The organism is Gardnerella sp. 30-4 (genome assembly GCF_001641215.1).
Lineage (GTDB): Bacteria > Actinomycetota > Actinomycetes > Actinomycetales > Bifidobacteriaceae > Bifidobacterium > Bifidobacterium leopoldii.
Map to the genome: position 1 here is coordinate 1 of NZ_LXJL01000082.1, position 3,711 is coordinate 3,711.

The window sequence follows — 3,711 nt, forward strand, 5'->3', positions numbered from 1 at the left end:
ATCTAGTATTGAAAGACTGTCTCTTTTTCCTCAGTTTGCGCCTGCAGTCAAGTATGAGCCTTGGAATTCACTTGGCGTGCGTCGTATAGTTGTAAAGAATTTTCTTGTTTATTACAGAGTTGTTTTAGAAGAAAATACAGTTTATATTTTGAAGGTTACTTATGGTAGGCGTAATCAACAAACTGTATTGGAACAAATAGATTTATTGGATTGAATGCTTATTAAATGTTGCATAATAAGTTATAGTTGTTCGCCACTCCGTATATAAATTCGTCAACGCTAATCAGTAAAATTACGTAGGTCGCGTGTGGTTGCGACCGTCTTGCCAATTGACGGAAGGTGAGCGGTACTTATTATGACGAACGCAATTTCTAGTTCTTTGCATCAAACTTTTTCTCGCAGCACAATTGCAAATTCTCTAGCTGGCAAAAGTGTTGTTACATTAGACGATATTTCAACTGCGCAAATACGAATGCTCTTAGACAAAGCGCGATACATTGATTCGCACCGTAAAGAAGTGGCTCACACTTGCGATGGCAGAGTGTTGGCCACTCTTTTTTATGAGCCGAGCACGCGCACTCGCTTAAGCTTCGAAACAGCAATGCTGCGTTTAGGTGGAAAGGTAATCGGTTTTGCAGGTGCGCAACTTTCTAGTGCAAGCAAGGGTGAAACTGTAAACGATACTTTGAAAGTCGTGTCTAACTATGTTGATGTTGTTGCAATGCGTCACCCAAAGGAGGGTGCTGCTTTTGTTGCAACGCAAGCTGTGAGCACGCCTATTATTAACGCAGGTGACGGCGGCCACATGCACCCAACTCAAACTCTTGCAGACTTGGCAACTATTCTCGCGCGATTTGGTCGCCTTAATAATCTCACTGTCGGCTTGTGCGGCGACTTAACTTATGGACGCACAGTTCACTCGCTTATTGAAACTTTGTGCCGCTTTGGAAACGTTCATTTTGTGCTGATTAGCCCGGATGAGCTTAAAACTCCGCAGTACGTAATCGACCGCATTAATGACACTCCTTCGTGCACTTACGAAGAAACTCGCGACTTGATGGAAGTTATTGGCAAGCTTGACGTGCTTTACATGACCCGCGTGCAAGAAGAGCGTTTTACGGATCGCGAGCAATACTTGCGACTTCGTGACACGTACATTTTGACTGAAGAAAAATTGCAAAAAGCAAAGTCGCATATGCCTGTGCTGCATCCGCTTCCTCGAATTAACGAGATTTCTGTTGACGTTGATGACGATCCTCGCGCAGCATATTTTGAGCAGGTTAAAAACGGTATGCTTATGCGTATGGCTTTGGAAAGTTCCGTTCTTGGAGACGAGCTTTGCGGCTACGAACCAACTGATTTTGTAAACGTGCCAGAAGACGAATTGCAAGCAGTTGACGCACACGGAATTTCATTAACGGATCCTCGCGTGCACGTAACAGACGTGAATGCGCCTGAAGATCTTACTTGCCCGAATCCTCGTTGCATAACAAACAGCGAACTAACTCTTAAACGTAAGTTCTACAAAGCTGATTCCGTAAGGCAAGAGTATCGTTGCATGTATTGCGACGAAGAAGCAGAAACWAAWTAAAAAATTTAMTATTTCAGTGCTTTACCAGCAGAACCTAACTGCACACAAGCTTCTACTACACGCTGAGCCATGGCTTTTTCGGCTTCACGACCCCAAGATCGAGGATCATATAACTTCTTTTCGCCAACTTCTCCGTCTATTTTAAGAACAGAGTCATAATTACTGAACATGTGACCAGCAATTGCACGAGTAAAAGCATATTGAGTGTCAGTATCTATATTCATTTTAATTACGCCGTAGCGCACAGCTTCAGCAATTTCTTGAGCAGTAGAACCAGATCCGCCATGAAATACCAGCAGGAACGGCTTTTTAGAAGCGCCAAAGGTGCGAGTATCACAAATATTTTGATAGTTCTGATATACAGTTTTTTGGATTTCTTGCAATAATTTAGGATGCAGTTTTACAACGCCAGGCTTATAGGCTCCATGAACGTTGCCAAAAGTAAACGCTGCCATATACCTGCCACGTTCACCCAAGCCAAGCTTATCTACAACACGCAAAGCATCTTCAGGCGTAGAATACAATCTCTCGTCAATATCAGCACGATGCCCGTCTTCTTCTCCGCCAACAGCACCAATCTCAATTTCAAGAATTGTGCGAGATTTTTGCGAAGCGTCAAGCAACTGTTCTGCAACGTCTAGATTATGTTGCAAAGGCACTGTTGAACCATCCCACATATGCGACTGGAATAACGGCTCTTCGCCTTTTTTGACTTGTTCTGTTTCATAAGAAATTAGTGGTTTAATCCAACCATCTAAATATTGCTCAGCACAATGATCTGTATGAAGCGCAATAGTAATATTAGGGTATTGAGCTGCCACTTCGTGCGCAAACTTTGCAAATGCTATTGAACCAACAACACGATTATTGAGAGATTGACCTGAAAAATAAGCAGAACCACCGACAGAAACTTGAATAATGCCATCAGATTCAGCTTGAGCGAACCCCTGCAAAGCTGCATTAAGAGTTTGCGTACTAGTAACATTGATAGCAGGGTATGCGTAGCCACCTCGACTTGCAGCATCAAGCATATGCGCATAACGTTCAACAGTTGCAATAGTCATACTTGTATTATCCGCCTTTATTACTCAGATAGCTATGCATATGCACAAAAACATTACATACTGGTATGCGAAAATCTATCTTCAAAATCTACAAACTGATTGTGATTCTATAGTTCAGCTCAATTAAAATAACAGAAACATCTAATCTCAAAACTGCATTTGCTGATGACGTTTTTTAGCCTCAGTAACAACAAACTCGTGATATTTCAACGCAATCGAAGAATCTAATCCGGCATTTTCCGCAATATTTAGCAAACTTTCTATTTGCTGCTGCTCTCTTTTAGAATCCTCAGGAGCAAATCCAGCTTCAGCCTTCAACTCACCAATTCGTTTCGTAGTTTTAAACCGCTCAGCAAGCAGCGCAATTATTGCATTATCAAAATTATCAACAGATTGACGCAACACAATAATCTCTTCGGCAGCAACTTTGCAACATGTCGTAAGAGATGTATCGCGCGCGTCAACCGTTGTCTCAGAAAAATCACACATATTATTTAATCGAAATATGTTTGCAGAACCATAGTTGTTTCTGTACTGACAGGGACTATGCGATGAATGGTATTAATAAGTTCTTCCAATTTGCTTGGCGTAGCAACACGCACTACCAGCATAAAACTTGGACTACCAGTAATCGAATAGCAAGCTTCAATACCAGAAATATCACGCAATTTGTTAGGTATTGTAGCTTCCTGCCCAAAATCAAGTGGCGTAACAGACACAAATGCACTTACAGGTAAACCACGACGCTCATAGTCAATTAACGCGCGATAACCGGTAATAACACCTTTACGCTCAAGCTTTTGCACTCGAGATTGAACCGCAGAAACAGACAAACCCGAAGCCTTAGCCAAACGAGTTAACGTCGCTCGGCCATCATGCTCGAGAATATCAACAATGATTGCATCAGTTGAATCCATAGCTATACTAGTTTCAGCTTTATGAGGATTTCCAGCCATACGTCCTCCATTCTCCAGTCGACGCTGAATTGAGAATCTAAAACGAATCTATGTAGCGCCACATTGCAGTCTCTTTTATGGCTGTCTCTTATACACATCT

At 42.0% G+C, this 3,711-nt stretch carries 5 protein-coding genes; 2 read left to right on the forward strand and 3 right to left on the reverse strand.

What is annotated here, in order from left to right; genetic code table 11:
• On the forward strand, positions 1–214 hold a 214-nt coding region (locus A5294_RS05045), incomplete at its 5' end, for a type II toxin-antitoxin system RelE/ParE family toxin (protein ID WP_197457104.1).
• Between the two features lie 141 nt (positions 215–355).
• Entirely contained in the window at positions 356–1,591 is a 1,236-nt protein-coding gene (pyrB, locus tag A5294_RS05050) for an aspartate carbamoyltransferase (RefSeq protein WP_064340612.1), read from the forward strand.
• Positions 1,592–1,596: 5 nt separating this feature from the next.
• Here the strand turns inward: pyrB and fbaA are convergent, their stop codons facing one another.
• The 3 genes from fbaA to A5294_RS05065 all read right to left on the reverse strand — a co-directional run bounded on the left by fbaA (position 1,597) and on the right by A5294_RS05065 (position 3,611).
• Positions 1,597–2,655 carry a class II fructose-bisphosphate aldolase gene (gene fbaA / locus A5294_RS05055; protein WP_064340613.1) on the reverse strand — a complete coding sequence of 353 codons (1,059 nt, stop codon included), beginning with the start codon at positions 2,653–2,655 and terminating at the stop codon, positions 1,597–1,599.
• A gap of 147 nt (positions 2,656–2,802) precedes the next feature.
• Positions 2,803–3,144 carry a chorismate mutase gene (locus A5294_RS05060; RefSeq protein WP_004574199.1) on the reverse strand — a complete coding sequence of 114 codons (342 nt, stop codon included), beginning with the start codon at positions 3,142–3,144 and terminating at the stop codon, positions 2,803–2,805.
• A 5-nt stretch (positions 3,145–3,149) separates the two neighbouring features.
• Positions 3,150–3,611 (reverse strand): Lrp/AsnC family transcriptional regulator, encoded by a 462-nt coding sequence (locus A5294_RS05065; protein ID WP_004105907.1) that lies wholly within the window; start codon positions 3,609–3,611, stop codon positions 3,150–3,152.
• Positions 3,612–3,711: the final 100 nt, after the last annotated feature.